The sequence below is a fragment of the Streptomyces altiplanensis genome (assembly GCF_053591575.1).
Genome location: NZ_JBSFUB010000094.1, coordinates 1 through 14,161 on the forward strand (window position 1 = coordinate 1; position 14,161 = coordinate 14,161).

Below are 14,161 nucleotides of genomic sequence, written 5' to 3' on the forward strand. Positions count from 1 at the left end.
GTCCGTTTACGGGCGCGACGGATCGACCAGCGACGCGTCACCGGGCCGGACACATGGGGCGGCATCGCGGGAACACCGGACATTCCGGTGCGGGGCGCCCCCTGGGTACCGATCGGACTGCCTACCGATCGGACTGCGCACCGGTCAGACGCGCGTACGCAGCATCGTCCGCATCGTCCGCATGGCCACCGACAGGTTCGCCAGGTCGAACGCGTCCGATCCCCGGATCTCGTCCAGCGTGGTCCGCGCACGGCCCAGGATCGCCGCGTTCTTCTGCTCCCACGCCTTGAAGCGCTCCTCCGGCGTCGAGGTCCCGTCACCCACGGAGAGCACGTCCTGCGTCAGGCCGGCGTGCACCGCGTACAGGTCCTCGCGGATGGAGGCGCGGGCCATGGACTGCCAGCGGTCGGCCCGCGGCAGCTCGATGATCCGGTCCATCAGCTGGGTGATGGAGAGACGGTCGGCGAGGTCGTAGTACACCTCGGCGACCTCCATCGGCGCCTTGCCGGTGCGCTCGGCGATCGCGACGATGTCGAGCGTCGGGAAGGCCGACGAGAACCCGGCCACCCGCAGCGCGAGCTCCTCGGGAACGCCCGCCGCCGTCAGCTCGTCCAGGATGGACTGGTACCACTCCAGGTCCGCGCCGCGCAGCAGCTTCGGCAGCTCGTCCCAGACCCGCGCCACACCGGCGCTGAAGAACTCGATGGTCTCGGCGAGCTCCAGCGGCTGCGGCCGGTTGCCCAGCAGCCAGCGCGTACCGCGCTCGACGAGGCGGCGCGAGTGCAGCCGGATCCGGGTCTGCACGTCGGCCGCGACCTTGTTGTCGAGTGCCTCGACGGCGTCCCAGACCTCGCTGAGGCCGAAGATCGCGCGGGCCGAGAACTGCGCCCGTACGATCTCCTCGACCGACGCCCCGGTCTCCTCCCGCAGACGGTGCAGGAAGGTCGAGCCGCCGGTGTTGACGGTGTCGTTGACCAGCACCGTCGTGATGATCTCGCGGCGCAGCGCGTGCGCGTCGATCTGCTCGGGGAACTTCTCGCGCAGCGCCCCGGGGAAGTACGTGTGCAGCAGACCCCGCAGGTGCGGGTCGTCCGGCAGACCGGTGTGGATCAGCTCGTCCGCCACCGTGATCTTGGTGTACGCCATCAGGACGGCGAGCTCCGGCTGGCTCAGGCCGCGGCCCGCGCTCAGCAGCTCGCGGATCTGCCGGTCGGTGGGCAGGAACTCCAGCGGGCGGTTGAGGTGCCCGTCGCGCTCCAGCCGGCGCATGAAGCGCTGGTGGGCGTGGAGCAGGGAGGGCGCCTGGGCGACGGCGTTCGCCAGCGCCGTGTTCTGCGCGTAGTTGTTGCGCAGGACCAGTGTGCCGACCTCGTCGGTCATCGTGGCGAGCAGCTTGTTGCGCTGCTTGACGGTCATGTCGCCGTCCGCGACGAGCCCGTTCAGCAGGATCTTGATGTTCACCTCGTGGTCGGAGGTGTCCACGCCCGCGCTGTTGTCGATGGCGTCGGTGTTGATCCGGCCGCCGTCCCGCGCGAACTCGATGCGGCCGAGCTGGGTCGCGCCCAGGTTGCCGCCCTCGCCGACGACCTTGACCCGCAGGTCCTCGCCGTTGACGCGGATGGCGTCGTTCGCCTTGTCGCCGACGTCGGCGTTCGACTCCGCCGAGGACTTGACGTACGTACCGATGCCGCCGTTCCACAGCAGGTCGACCGGCGCCTTGAGGATCGCCTTCATCAGGTCGGCCGGGGTCATCTTGGTGACGCCCCGCTCGATGCCGAGCGCCTCGCGGATGTGCGCGTTGACCGGGATCGCCTTGGCGCTGCGCGGGTGGACGCCGCCGCCCGCGGACAGCAGCGAGGTGTCGTAGTCGGCCCACGAGGAACGCGGCAGCTCGAACAGACGGCGGCGCTCGGCGTACGAGGTGGCCGCGTCCGGGTTCGGGTCGATGAAGATGTGCCGGTGGTCGAAGGCTGCGACGAGGCGGATGTGCTCGGAGAGCAGCATGCCGTTGCCGAAGACGTCGCCGGACATGTCACCGACGCCGACGACCGTGAAGTCCTCGTTCTGGGTGTCGTGGCCGAGTTCGCGGAAGTGCCGCTTGACGGACTCCCAGGCACCGCGGGCCGTGATGCCCATGCCCTTGTGGTCGTAGCCGACCGAGCCGCCGGACGCGAAGGCGTCGCCGAGCCAGAAGTTGTACGCGACCGCGATCTCGTTGGCGATGTCGGAGAAGGTCGCGGTGCCCTTGTCGGCGGCGACGACGAGGTACGTGTCGTCCTCGTCGTGGCGCACGACGTCCTTCGGCGGCACGACCTCGCCCGCCACCATGTTGTCGGTGATGTCGAGCAGCGCCGAGATGAAGGTCTTGTACGAGGCGATGCCCTCGGCCATCCACGCGTCGCGGTCGACGGACGGGTCGGGGAGGTTCTTCGCGACGAAGCCGCCCTTGGCGCCGACCGGCACGATGACGGTGTTCTTCACCATCTGCGCCTTGACCAGGCCGAGCACCTCGGTCCGGAAGTCCTCGCGGCGGTCCGACCAGCGCAGACCACCGCGGGCGACCTTGCCGAAGCGCAGGTGGACGCCCTCGACGCGCGGCGAGTACACCCAGATCTCGAACGCCGGGCGGGGCGCGGGGAGGTCCGGGATGGCCTGCGGGTCGAACTTCATCGACACGTAGGAGTGCGGCTCACCGGCCTTCGTCTTCTGGAAGAAGCTGGTGCGCAGCGTCGCCTTGATGACGGTCAGGAAGGACCGCAGGATCCGGTCCTCGTCCAGGGACGCGACCTGGTCGAGCGCGCCGTCGAGCTCTTCGAGCAGCCCGTCGGTCAGCTCGGTGCCCGCGCTCTGGCGCTCCGGCGACATCCGCGCCTCGAAGAGCGAGATCAGCAGCCGGGTGGTGTGGACGTTGTTGCGGAGGGTGTCCTCCATGTAGTCCTGGCTGAAGGTCGAACCGGCCTGGCGCAGGTACTTCGCGTACGCGCGCAGCACCATCGCCTGCCGCCAGCTCAGGCCGGCGCTCAGGACCAGGGCGTTGAAGCCGTCGTTCTCGGCCTGCCCGGTCCACACGGCGGCGAAGGTGTCCTGGAAGCGCTCGCGCGCGTCGTCGGCGAGGTAGTCGCCGTTGCCGTTCGGCTTGGGCATGCGCAGGCCGAAGTCGTAGATCCACGCGTGCGTACGGTCGGCGCAGCGCAGTTCGTACGGACGCTCGTCGACGACCTCGACGCCGAGCCGCTGGAGCACCGGCAGGACGGCGGACAGGGAGACCTGCTCGCCGATCCGGTAGATCTTGAAGCGGCGCTCGTTCGGTCCGGCGCCCACCGGCTCGTACAGGGACAGCGCGAAGCTGTTGCGGCCGTGCGTCAGCTGCTCCAGGTGGACCAGGTCGGCGACGGCGGAGCGCGGCGAGTGGTCGGCCTTGTAGCCCTCGGGGAAGGCGTGACCGTAGCGGCGCAGCAGCTCGGCGGCGCGCTCCTCGCCGCACTCGGCGTTCAGGGCCTCGGAGAAACCGTCGGCCCAGGAGCGGGCGGCCTCGACCAGGCGGGCCTCGATGCGCTCGGTGTCGGCGTCGGTGAGGTCGGGCAGCTCGGTGCCCGGCGGGACGCGGACGACGAAGTGCAGGCGGGAGAGGATCGACTCGGTGTTCCAGGCGGTGAAGTCGACGCTGATGCCGCCGAGCTCCTCCTTGAGGATGTCGATGAGCCGCAGCCGCACCGCGGTGGTGTAGCGGTCACGGGGCAGGTAGATCAGGGCGGAGTAGTAACGCCCGTACTCGTCCTTGCGCAGGTACAGGCGCAGCCGGCGCCGCTCCTGGAGGTAGAGCACGCTCGTCACGATGGACGTCAGCTGGTCGACGGGCGTCTGGAAGAGCTCGTCGCGCGGGTACGTCTCCAGGATCTGGAGCAGGTCGCGGCCGTCGTGGCTGTTGGGCGAGAAGCCCGCGGTCTCCAGGACCTCGGCGACCTTGCGGCGGATGACGGGGACACGGCGTACGGACTCGGTGTACGCGGCCGAGGAGAACAGCCCGAGGAAGCGGCGCTCGCCGACGACGTTGCCGTCGGCGTCGAACTTCTTCACGCCGACGTAGTCGAGGTAGCTCGGCCGGTGCACGGTCGAGCGGCTGTTGGCCTTCGTCAGTACGAGCAGCTTGTGCTCGCGGGCCTTGGCGCGGGCGTCGGCGGGCAGCCGGCTGAAGGACGGGCTCACCGGGTGTGCCTCGTCACCGCTGTGGTGCGGGTCGGAGCGGAGGATGCCGAGTCCGGTGCCGGGGACGGCGGCGAGCGCGTCGTCGTCGGTCAGCTGGTACTCGCGGTATCCGAGGAAGGTGAAGTGGTCGGCGGCCAGCCAGCGCAGCAGCTCGCGGGCCTCGTCGACCTCCTGGTCGCGCAGGTCGTCGGCGGTGGGCTCGCTCGGCAGCTCGTCGGCGATGCGCAGCGCGGAGTCGCGCATCTTCTCCCAGTCCTCGACGGCCTCGCGGACGTCGGACAGGACGCGCAGCAGGTCGGCGGTGATCTGCTTGAGGTCGGAGCGGTCGGTCTCGCGGTCGACCTCGACGTGGATCCAGGACTCCACGCACGCGTCGTGCGGCAGCTCCTGGTCGCCGGCGCGCGCTCCGTCGCTGGGCAGGACCTCGATCAGCTTGCCGGCGACATCGCGCCGCACGGTGACCTGCGGGTGGATCACGACATGGATGCCGCGGCCCTGGCGGGACAGCTCGTTGGTGACCGAGTCGACCAGGAAGGGCATGTCGTCGGTGACCACCTCGACGACGGAGTGGCTGCAGGTCCAGCCGTTCTCCTCGACGGTCGGGGTGTGGACCCGGACGCTGGCGGTGCCCTGCGGGCGGTTCTCCGCCAGCCGGAAGTGCGAGAGGGCCGCGCCGAACACGTCGACCGGGTCGCGGTCGGCGAGGTCTTCGGGGGCCGTGTGCAGGTAGTAGCGCTGGAGGTACGCGAGGAGTGTGTCCCGGTCGGGAATGCCTTCGCTCGTGGACCCGGACGAAGGTTGCCCCCCGGCCGGGCTGTTCTCAGCTACCCGGGCCGCCCGTACGAGCAGCTCGGCCTTGGCTTCGTCCAGCTTGGTCTGCATGTCCTCTGGCTCCTGTCGCGCGCCATTGCGTGACGTAGGTGAAGAAAGATGGCACAACGCCACGACGCGGGGTATCCGGTCGGGTCGACGTTATGCCGCGGTGAGGGGTACCCATGACGTTATTGGCCATTTTTGACGGCCGGTCCGGGTTTCGGGGACCAGCGATCGCCCGGGCACGGTGGTGCTCCGGGCGGATGCCGGGGGCTTCACTGCCCCCGAGGGCTATCGCGCTGATCACGGCACCAGGCTATCCCCCCGCACCGGGGCGCCGTCATGTCCGATCGGTGTACAAAACCAGCCTGGAAGTTTGACAGTCTGGACAGCGCAGCGCGCGCCGCTTCATGGCAGGCACCGCCCGGCGGTCCCCCGGCCGCCGGAACCGGCGGGGCGCCTTGGCAAACGCCGCCCGCCGGTGCAGGTTGAACCGGACGGCACGGAACAGGCCGCCCGAGGGGAGCACACCGCCATGGCACCCAAGATCCTCATCGTCACCGGCGACGCAGCGGAGTCGCTGGAAGTCCTCTACCCGTACCAACGCCTGCGCGAGGAGGGGTACGAGGTCCACATCGCCGCCCCGACCCGCAAGAAGCTCCAGTTCGTGGTCCACGACTTCGAGCCCGGCTTCGACACGTACACGGAGAAGCCCGGCTACACCTGGCCCGCCGACCTCGCGTTCTCCGAGGTGGAAGCCGGCCAGTACGCCGCCGTGGTGGTCCCCGGCGGGCGGGCACCGGAGTACCTGCGCAACGATCCGGAACTCCGCAAGATCCTCAAGGCATTCTTCGACTCGGACAAGCCGGTGGCCCAGATCTGTCACGGCCCGCTCCTGACGGCGGCCGTCGACGGGCTCGCCGGCCGCCGGGTCACCGCGTACCCGGCCCTGGAGCTCGACATGCAGTCCGCCGGGGCGACCTTCCAGGACGCCGAGACGGTGGTCGACGGCACCCTGGTCTCGGCCCGCGCGTGGCCGGACCACCCGAGCTGGATGCGTGAGTTCCTCACGGTCCTGCGCGCGAAGAGCCCGGTGGCCTGAGCGCGCGGCGGGACGGCGCGAGCCGCAACAGGACAGGGCGGGCCGGAGCGGAGCGGGTGCGGGGCCGGGCAGGAGGCGCCCCGCGCCCCTCACTCCATCCACCGCTCCGCCAGCGCCACCGCCTCCGCCAGGCTGTCCACCACCGGCACGCCGGCCGGCTCCAGGCTGGCCCTGCTGTGCGAGCCCCCCGTATAGAGCACCGCCCGCGCCCCCACATGCGCCGCCGCCACCGCGTCGTCGACCGCGTCGCCGATCACGACCACCTGCTGCGGCGTGACACCGCCCAGCGCCGCGACATGGCGGGCCATGTGCGCGGCCTTGCTGCCGCCCGAAGGCCCGGTCCGCCCGTCGACCCGCACGAAGTGCCGCTCGATGCCGTACCCCCGCACCACCGGGAGCAGCTGCTCGTGTCCGTACATGCTCAGCAGTGACTGGCTGCGGCCCGTCGACTGCCACTCCACCAGCAGCTCCTCGACGCCGTGCGTGAGCGCGCACACCACACGCAGCTCGGTGTAGTGCCGGTGGAAGGCCTCGTCCATGGCCAGCCACTCCGCGTCCGTCGGCAGCCGTCCCATCAGCCTCTCGTAGAAGCGGGGGATGGGCACGCAGTACAGCTCGCGGTACCGCTCGAGCGTGATCGGTTCGATCCCGATCTCCGCGAACGCCGCGTTCGTCGCGCCGATGACCGCACTGATGTCGTCGAGCAGCGTGCCGTTCCAGTCCCAGACGAGATGCGTCGTCGTGTGCTTCCCCATTCCAGGAAGGTACCCACCGGGTACGACAGCGCAGACATCGCAGCCGGGTTCAGCCGATCAGGTTCGGGATCTCCTGCACCCCGTACCACAGCAGTTCGTGGTCCTCCGCGCCGTCCACCGTGAACTGCGCGTCGTCGTCCCCGTGGTCCGCCGCCCCCAGCGCCGCGGCCGCCGCCGTCACGTCCGCCTCCGCGTCGTCGGCGTCGACGTGCACCGCCGCCGCCTTCTTCAGCGGCACCGCGGCGGCGATCCGCACCTCGCCGATGGCCGCGGCGTCCAGCCCCCGGTCCGGGTCGGCGACCGCGTCCCCGTCCGGTACGTCGACGGCCACGACGACCCGGCGCCGCGCAGCGCCCGGGTCTCCCGCCACCAGCCGCAGCGACGCGGCCGCGGCCCGGTTGAGCGCGGCGTACTCGAGCTCCTCGATGTCGTCCGAGACGTACCACTCGCGCAGGCCGGGGGTCACGGCGTAGGCGGCCAGCGGGCCGGGTCCCAGCTCGCCCGCCTTGTGCGCCTCGGCGAGACCGGAAAGGGTCAGGGGGACGTAGACGCGCATCGGCAGGCCGCTTTCGTAGTCGGAGACGGACTCAAGGATACGTACGGAGTCCCCCTTCGGAGTGGTGGTCCCCGGCTCCCGCGACGTCCACCCCGGGAGGCGGGTGCGGAGCGGACGCCGCCCCGGCACTGTCTTCCGTCACCCTGATAGGTGATCCGTTCGGCCGGTGCCTCCCGCGTCCACCGCTCCTTGCCGCCGCCTGTCCGTCCCCGTAGAAGAACACCAGCAGAAGTTACCGCCCGGTATCAAAGCCGGGCCGGCAGAGCGGGGCACACAGATGAACAAGGACAGGACCCGGCCGCACGGACGCCACGACCAGCGCGGGCCCGGCGCCTCCGCGCTCAGGGCGAGGACCCCCGGGACGGCGGCCGGCAGCCCCACAGCCGGCGCCCCCCGCACCGCACCCACCACCACGTCCGCCGCGCCCGCAGCCCAGGCACTGCGGCACCACCACCGCCGTCCCACCCCGCACGAACAGTTCGCCGAGCGCCTGCTGGCGGTGCTCAGCGGCCGGCGCCCCGTCCACTGGATGCTCGGGCACACCATCGGCGAGGCGTACGAGCAGCTCGTCCAGCTCGCGCCCACGACCCCGCTGCGCACGCGCGGCACGCTTCCCGTCGTACGCACCTGCGGCTGCTTCCATCCGCGCCCCGGCGTCGTCGAGGCCTTCGCAAGCATCGCGGCCGGCGAGCAGGTACGGGCGATGGCGTTCCGCCTGGAACAGGGCCGTGACCTGCGCTGGCGGTGCGCCGCCGTCGAGCTGGGCGGCGCACCGGCGGCCGCTGCCTGCGCCCCGGCGTGAAGGCGGCACAGACACGGCCGGGGCCGCGGCACAGCCGGGACGCGGCCGGGGCCGGACACCCCATCGGTGTCCGGCCCCGGCCGTCATGCCACGCAGGGTCGTACGGGCTGTACGCCCGCCTGCCCGCGCCTACTTCTTGCGGCGGCGTCCGCCGCCCTTCTGCGCCTTGCGCCGCTCGGCGCGCGTCATGCCGTCCGACTCGGACCGGGCGGGCTCGTCCTCGTTGTCGAAGTCGCCCTCGACGACACCGCCCTCGCCGTCCACCGTGGGAGCGGAGAAGTGCAGCCGGTCGGGCCGCTGCGGGGCGTCGAGCCCCTTCGCCCGGATCTCCGGACGGCCGGCGCCGGCGGGCACCGCGTCCTCCTTCCTGAGCGACGGCCTTCCGGCCCCCGCCTGGTCGGGCACAGCCTGCACCGGGACCTCCTCGACCTGCTGCTCGACCTGGACCTCCAGGTTGAACAGGTAGCCGACGGACTCCTCCTTGATGCCGTCCATCATCGCGTTGAACATGTCGAAGCCCTCGCGCTGGTACTCGACCAGCGGGTCCTTCTGGGCCATCGCGCGCAGGCCGATGCCCTCCTGGAGATAGTCCATCTCGTAGAGGTGCTCGCGCCACTTGCGGTCCAGGACGGACAGCACCACGCGCCGCTCCAGCTCACGCATGACGTCGGAGCCGAGCTGCGCCTCACGCTCGGCGTACTGCTCATAGATGTCGTCCTTGATGGACTCGGCGATGAACTCGGCGGTGATGCCCGCCCGGTCGCCCGCCGCGTCCTCCAGGTCCTCGACGGTGACCTTCACCGGGTAGAGCTGCTTGAACGCGCCCCACAGCCGGTCGAGGTCCCACTCCTCGGCGAAGCCCTCGACGGTCTCCGCCTGGATGTACGCGTCGATGGTGTCGTCCATGAAGTGACGGATCTGGTCCTGCAGGTCCTCGCCCTCGAGCACCCGGCGCCGCTCGCCGTAGATGACCTCGCGCTGCCGGTTGAGCACCTCGTCGTACTTCAGGACGTTCTTGCGCGCCTCGAAGTTCTGCTGCTCGACCTGCGACTGGGCGGAGGCGATGGCCCGCGTCACCATCTTGTTCTCGATCGGCACGTCGTCCGGCACGTTGGCCATCGACATCACGCGCTCGACCATCGCGGCCTTGAACAGGCGCATCAGGTCGTCACCCAGCGACAGGTAGAACCGCGACTCGCCCGGGTCGCCCTGTCGGCCGGAGCGGCCGCGCAGCTGGTTGTCGATACGGCGCGACTCGTGCCGCTCGGTGCCCAGCACGTAGAGGCCGCCGAGCGCCTTGACCTCTTCGAACTCGGCCTTGACGGCCAGCTCGGCCTTCTCCAGCGCGGCGGGCAGGGCCGCGGCCCACTCCTCGATGTGCTCCTCCGGGTCGAGGCCGCGCTGGCGCAGCTCCGCCTCGGCGAGGTCGTCCGGGTTGCCGCCGAGCTTGATGTCCGTACCGCGGCCCGCCATGTTCGTGGCGACGGTGACGGCGCCCTTGCGGCCGGCCTGGGCGACGATCGACGCCTCACGGTCGTGCTGCTTGGCGTTGAGGACCTCGTGCTGGACGCCGCGCTTGGAGAGCTGCTGCGAGAGGTACTCCGACTTCTCCACGGAAGTGGTGCCGACCAGGATCGGCTGCCCCTTCTCGTGCTTCTCCACGATGTCGTCGACGACCGCGGCGAACTTCGCGACCTCGGTGCGGTAGATCAGGTCGGACTGGTCGGCACGGACCATCGGCCGGTTCGTCGGGATCGGCACGACGCCCAGCTTGTAGATCTGGTGGAACTCGGCGGCCTCGGTCATGGCCGTACCGGTCATGCCGGAGAGCTTGTCGTAGAGGCGGAAGAAGTTCTGCAGGGTGATCGTGGCGAGGGTCTGGTTCTCGTCCTTGATGTCCACCCCTTCCTTCGCCTCGATCGCCTGGTGCATGCCCTCGTTGTAGCGGCGGCCGGCGAGGATACGGCCGGTGTGCTCGTCGACGATCATGACTTCGCCGTCGATGACGACGTAGTCCTTGTCCTTCTTGAAGAGTTCCTTGGCCTTGATGGCGTTGTTCAGGTACCCGACGAGCGGCGTGTTGACCGACTCGTACAGGTTGTCGATGCCCAGCCAGTCCTCGACCTTGGCGACGCCGGACTCGTGGATGGCGACCGTGCGCTTCTTCTCGTCGACCTCGTAGTCGCCGGTCTCCTCGATGCCCTTGAGCGGGTTGCCCGGCTCGCCCTTCTTCAGGCGGACGACGAGCTTGGCGAAGTCGCCGTACCACTTGGTGGCCTGGTCGGCCGGGCCCGAGATGATCAGCGGCGTACGGGCCTCGTCGACCAGGATCGAGTCGACCTCGTCGACAATCGCGAAATTGTGACCGCGCTGGACGAGCTCGTCCTTCGACCACGCCATGTTGTCGCGCAGATAATCGAAGCCGAATTCATTGTTCGTGCCGTACGTGATGTCGCAGGCGTACATCTCACGGCGCTGCGCGGGCGACATATTGGCAAGAATGCAGCCGACCTCGAGGCCGAGGAATTTGTGCACCCGGCCCATCATCTCGGAGTCGCGCTCGGCCAGGTAGTCGTTCACCGTGATCAGGTGGACGCCCTTGCCGGACAGCGCGTTCAGATACGCGGGAAGCGTGCCGACGAGGGTTTTGCCCTCACCGGTCTTCATCTCGGCGACATAACCGAGATGCAGGGCGGCGCCACCCATCATCTGGACGTCGTAATGGCGCTGGCCGAGAACGCGCTTCGCCGCCTCGCGAACGGTCGCGAACGCCTCGGGGAGCAGGTCGTCCAGGCTCTCGCCGTCGGCGTACCGCTGCCTGTACTCATCGGTGAGCGCCCGCAACTCGGCGTCGGAGAGGTCGACGAAGTCCTCTTCGATGGAGTTGACCTGGTCCGCGATGCGGTGCAGTTTGCGCAGGATCTTGCCTTCGCCTGCACGCATGAGCTTGTTGAAGACGGACACTGAGGCTGGTCTCCTTGCCGGTCGGGCCTGTGCACTGGGTCGTATGTGGACTCTGGCGCGGGCACGGCAGGTGGTCCCCACCGCAACGGCCATCGTAAGCGAGGACCCCGCCACGCCGGGAGGTCCGCCCGCAGGAAGGCCCACTGTCACCCGCAAAGAGAACGGACAGGGAGCCCGGAAGGTGCCGGGCCGTCCCGAAAAGGTCTGGCGCGCCCCGCCCGCCGCGCCGAGAATCGGCCGATGGAGCCCACCACCCTCACCACCGGGCGTCTGCTGCTGCGTCCTTTCGAGCCCGCCGACACCGAGGCCGTCTTCCAGGCCTGCCAGGATCCCGGCATCCAGCGCTGGACGTCGATTCCCTCACCGTACGAACGGGAGCACGCGGAGAGCTTCACCGGCCGGATCGTGCCCGACGGCTGGCGCTACGGCACGGCGTACGCCTTCGCGGTGCTCACCCGGGGCGGCGGGGAACTGGTGGCGGCGCTGTCGTCGATCACGCGCGGTGAGGGCATCGCGGAAATCGGGTACTGGGCGGCGAAGCCGCACCGCGGCCGCGGCTACGTCACGGAGGCGGTGGGGGCCCTCGCCCGCTGGGCCTTCACCACGGCCGGCGTGGAACGCCTGGAGTGGCGCGCCGAGGTCGGCAACTACGCGTCCCGCGCGGTGGCCGAGAAGGCCGGTTTCGTCATCGAGGGCATCCAGCGCTCCGGTATCGCGAACAAGGGCGTACGCCGCGACGGCTGGATCGGCGCCCTGCTCCCCTCCGACCTCGGACTGCCCACGGACCGCCCGTACCTGCCCGCCAGGGGCTGATTTCCCGCAGTCCAGGTCCTGTTGTCAGTGTCGGCCCTTAGGGTGCGGCCATGACCAGTCTGCTGTCGCCCACGGCCTCCCTGTCCGCCGACGAAGCCCGCAGGATCGCCCTGCGCGCCCAGGGATTCCTGGGCGCGCCGGACCGGCGGGGCGGGGTACGCGGCATGCTGCGGCACCTGGGCGCGGTGCAGCTCGACACGATCTCCGTGCTGGCCCGCTCCCACGAGCTGATCGCGTACGCCCGCCTAGGCGCCGTGGGCCGGGCCGCCGTGGAGGACGCCTACTGGACCGGCAGTCATGCCTTCGAGTACTGGTCGCACGCCGCCTGCATCCTGCCCATCGAGGAATGGCCGCACTTCGCCTTCCGCCGCCGCGCCTACCGCGACCGCCCGCAGTGGCACCACGACCTGCCGGACGGCACGTACGACGCGGTGATCAAGCAGCTGCGCGCCGAAGGACCGCTCACCGCGACCGAATTGGGCGGCGCGAAGAACGGCGGGGAGTGGTGGGACTGGTCGGCGTCGAAGGTGGCCGTCGAGCGTGCGCTGATGTACGGCGAGGTGGTGTGCACCGAGCGGCGCGGCTGGAAGCGGGTCTACGACCTCGCCGAGCGCGCCGTCCCGGACGCCGTCCGCCACGACGACCTCGATGACACCGAGTGCCTTCGCCGCCTCGTACGGCTGGCCGGGCAGTCGCTCGGCGTCGGTACGCGCGCCGACATCGCGGACTACCACCGCCTCAAGGGCGAGCAGGTCGAGGCCGTGATCGCCGAGTCGGGGCTGGTTCCGGTCGAGGTCGAGGGCTGGTCGAAGCCCGCCTGGGCGGACCCCGAGGCCTTGGCGAGCGCCCCGCGCGGCCGTCACCGCACGACGCTGCTGTCGCCCTTCGACTCGCTCGTCTGGGACCGCCCGCGCACCGAACGCATCTTCGGCTTCACGCACCGCCTGGAGGCATACGTCCCCAAGCCGAAGCGGATTCACGGTTACTTCGCGATGCCCCTGCTCGCGGGCGGCCGGCTGCTGGGCCGGGTCGACCCGGCGCGCGAGGGCAAGACCCTGGTGGCGCGCCAGGTCTCCCTGGAGAGCCGGAAGGCGGCGGCGCCGATGGCCCGGGCCCTGGTCGAGGCGGCGGAGTGGGTCGGCTGCACGGACGTACGGCTGGAGCGCGTCGGCACACCGGAGCTGCGCACCGCGCTGACCGCCGAACTGGCCCGCCTCACCTGATCTCCAGGATCTTCTCCCGCATCGCGTAGACCACCGCCTCCATCCTGGAGTGCAGCTGCAGCTTCTCCAGGATGTTCCGGACATGGTTCTTCACGGTGTTCTCGGAGATGAACAACTCCTTGGCGATGTCCCGGTTGTTCATGCCGGTCGCGACCAGTTTGAGGACCTCGAGCTCCCGGTCGGTCAGCCGCGGCGCCGGGACGAGCCGTCGCTCGTCGGTGCGCTGGATCATCGACTTGAACTCCGTGAGGAGCTTGGACGCCATGGACGGGCTGATCTGGGACTGGCCGTCGGCCACCGCCCGGATCGCGGTGGCCACCTCGTCCGTGGAGATCTCCTTGAGGAGATACCCCGTCGCACCCGCCTTGATCGCGTCGTAGAGGTCCGCCTCCTCGTCGCTGATCGTCAGCATGATGATCTTCGCGCTGGGAGCCACCTCCTTGATCGAGGTACATGCCTCGATGCCACCGCGCTTGGGCATCCGTACGTCCATCAGCACGATGTCGGGCAGCAGATCGGCGGCCTTGTCCACGGCCTCCGCCCCGTCACCGGCCTCGCCGACGACCTGGATGTCCTCCTCCTGCGCCAGGACGATCTCCAGCCCCCGGCGGAACAGGGCGTGGTCGTCCACGACCAGCACCCTGATGGGCTCCTTGCGCGACCCCCCGGCGTCCGTGTCGGGGCCGTCGGCATCCTCCACGCCGAACCCGTCGTGCACCGGACCGAAGCTGTCCGCCATCGTTCCTCCCCCTGAAGGCCGTGGCCCGAAATTCATGAGCTGCCCCAACCACAGTGTGCAGAGCACCGATTGGCTTGCGACGTCATGATTTCATGCCCGGACGGCGCAGCGGTGATCCTTCGGTCGCACGATGGTGCCCCTGGGGGGCGCACAGGCGCTCCAGGGGCACCATCACAGATGGGTACGGC

Annotated in this window: 9 protein-coding genes; 4 read left to right on the top strand and 5 right to left on the bottom strand. The window is 70.1% G+C overall.

Annotated elements, in window-relative coordinates; translation table 11 throughout:
- Positions 1 to 144: 144 nt before the first annotated feature.
- Positions 145 to 5,088, bottom strand: coding sequence for an NAD-glutamate dehydrogenase (locus ACWD0Y_RS29345; protein ID WP_450263342.1), 4,944 nt, complete (start codon positions 5,086 to 5,088; stop codon positions 145 to 147).
- Positions 5,089 to 5,554: 466 nt separating this feature from the next.
- On the opposite strand from ACWD0Y_RS29345, the gene ACWD0Y_RS29350 reads away from it, so the two are divergent.
- The gene (locus tag ACWD0Y_RS29350) at positions 5,555 to 6,121 is read left to right on the top strand and encodes a DJ-1/PfpI family protein (protein WP_450263343.1); all 567 of its coding nucleotides are present in this window, start codon (positions 5,555 to 5,557) and stop codon (positions 6,119 to 6,121) included.
- Positions 6,122 to 6,210: 89 nt separating this feature from the next.
- On the opposite strand, the gene ACWD0Y_RS29355 is transcribed toward ACWD0Y_RS29350, so the two are convergent.
- Positions 6,211 to 6,876: an HAD family hydrolase gene (locus ACWD0Y_RS29355; protein WP_450263344.1), complete on the bottom strand. Its 666-nt coding sequence runs from the start codon at positions 6,874 to 6,876 to the stop codon at positions 6,211 to 6,213.
- 49 nt (positions 6,877 to 6,925) lie between these two features.
- Positions 6,926 to 7,432, bottom strand: coding sequence for a DUF6912 family protein (locus ACWD0Y_RS29360; protein ID WP_093803507.1), 507 nt, complete (start codon positions 7,430 to 7,432; stop codon positions 6,926 to 6,928).
- Positions 7,433 to 7,709: 277 nt separating this feature from the next.
- Between ACWD0Y_RS29360 and ACWD0Y_RS29365 the strand changes: the two genes are divergently transcribed.
- Entirely contained in the window at positions 7,710 to 8,234 is a 525-nt protein-coding gene (locus ACWD0Y_RS29365) for an Rv3235 family protein (RefSeq protein ID WP_450263345.1), read from the top strand.
- A gap of 129 nt (positions 8,235 to 8,363) precedes the next feature.
- Here the strand turns inward: ACWD0Y_RS29365 and secA are convergent, their stop codons facing one another.
- Entirely contained in the window at positions 8,364 to 11,198 is a 2,835-nt protein-coding gene (secA, locus tag ACWD0Y_RS29370) for a preprotein translocase subunit SecA (RefSeq protein ID WP_450263346.1), read from the bottom strand.
- Positions 11,199 to 11,438: 240 nt separating this feature from the next.
- Here secA and ACWD0Y_RS29375 point away from each other — a divergent pair, with 240 nt between their 5' ends.
- Together ACWD0Y_RS29375 and ACWD0Y_RS29380 are read left to right on the top strand one after the other, a co-directional pair.
- Positions 11,439 to 12,011: a GNAT family N-acetyltransferase gene (locus ACWD0Y_RS29375; RefSeq protein WP_450263347.1), complete on the top strand. Its 573-nt coding sequence runs from the start codon at positions 11,439 to 11,441 to the stop codon at positions 12,009 to 12,011.
- 50 nt (positions 12,012 to 12,061) lie between these two features.
- Positions 12,062 to 13,234: a winged helix-turn-helix domain-containing protein gene (locus tag ACWD0Y_RS29380; protein ID WP_450263348.1), complete on the top strand. Its 1,173-nt coding sequence runs from the start codon at positions 12,062 to 12,064 to the stop codon at positions 13,232 to 13,234.
- Here ACWD0Y_RS29380 and ACWD0Y_RS29385 read toward each other — a convergent pair.
- Positions 13,227 to 13,973, bottom strand: coding sequence for a response regulator (locus ACWD0Y_RS29385; protein WP_093800598.1), 747 nt, complete (start codon positions 13,971 to 13,973; stop codon positions 13,227 to 13,229). The two genes, ACWD0Y_RS29380 and ACWD0Y_RS29385, sit on opposite strands and share 8 nt — an antisense overlap.
- Between the last annotated feature and the right edge of the window lie 188 nt (positions 13,974 to 14,161).

Bases quoted from the DNA above. Each gene is read 5' to 3' on its own strand.
- ACWD0Y_RS29345 (WP_450263342.1), bottom strand. From the start codon at position 5,088: ATGCAGACCAAGCTGGACGAAGCCAAGGCCGAGCTGCTCGTACGGGCG.
- ACWD0Y_RS29350 (WP_450263343.1), top strand. From the start codon at position 5,555: ATGGCACCCAAGATCCTCATCGTCACCGGCGACGCAGCGGAGTCGCTG.
- ACWD0Y_RS29355 (WP_450263344.1), bottom strand. From the start codon at position 6,876: ATGGGGAAGCACACGACGACGCATCTCGTCTGGGACTGGAACGGCACG.
- ACWD0Y_RS29360 (WP_093803507.1), bottom strand. From the start codon at position 7,432: ATGCGCGTCTACGTCCCCCTGACCCTTTCCGGTCTCGCCGAGGCGCAC.
- ACWD0Y_RS29365 (WP_450263345.1), top strand. From the start codon at position 7,710: ATGAACAAGGACAGGACCCGGCCGCACGGACGCCACGACCAGCGCGGG.
- ACWD0Y_RS29375 (WP_450263347.1), top strand. From the start codon at position 11,439: ATGGAGCCCACCACCCTCACCACCGGGCGTCTGCTGCTGCGTCCTTTC.
- ACWD0Y_RS29380 (WP_450263348.1), top strand. From the start codon at position 12,062: ATGACCAGTCTGCTGTCGCCCACGGCCTCCCTGTCCGCCGACGAAGCC.
- ACWD0Y_RS29385 (WP_093800598.1), bottom strand. From the start codon at position 13,973: ATGGCGGACAGCTTCGGTCCGGTGCACGACGGGTTCGGCGTGGAGGAT.